Here is a 354-nt window from a genome sequence, read left to right as displayed (position 1 = left end):
ACAAGGTGATGACGGTGCATTAGTGGTTATGCGTCAAGGTAAAGCAACCGACCAAGCCATTGTATTTAAAGCGACTGCGCAAGGTTTAGGTCATGGCCATTTTGATAAGTTAACCTGGCAGTTTTACGATGCTGGTAATGAAATCGTATCCGATTATGGCGCTGCACGTTTTCTAAATGTTGAGGCAAAATTTGGTGGCCGTTATTTACCTGAAAATGAATCATGGGCTAAACAAACCATTGCCCATAACACTTTAATTGTTGACGAGAAAAGTCATTTTAATGGCAAGCTTAAAGCGGCTAACAAAAATAACCCTACATTACACTTCTACTCAGCAAAGCAAGACCTCACCAT

The 354-nt window shown here is 40.7% G+C and carries 1 protein-coding gene; it reads left to right on the top strand.

What is annotated here, in order from left to right; all coding sequences use genetic code 11:
* Positions 1-354 (top strand): heparinase II/III domain-containing protein (locus AAEZ00_RS20735; RefSeq protein ID WP_351089765.1); only part of this gene is annotated, 354 nt, incomplete at both ends.

Source organism: Shewanella sp. S1-49-MNA-CIBAN-0167 (assembly GCF_040310145.1).
GTDB classification, from domain to species: domain Bacteria; phylum Pseudomonadota; class Gammaproteobacteria; order Enterobacterales; family Shewanellaceae; genus Shewanella; species Shewanella psychromarinicola.
This window is presented reverse-complemented; position numbering and strand designations above follow the sequence as displayed.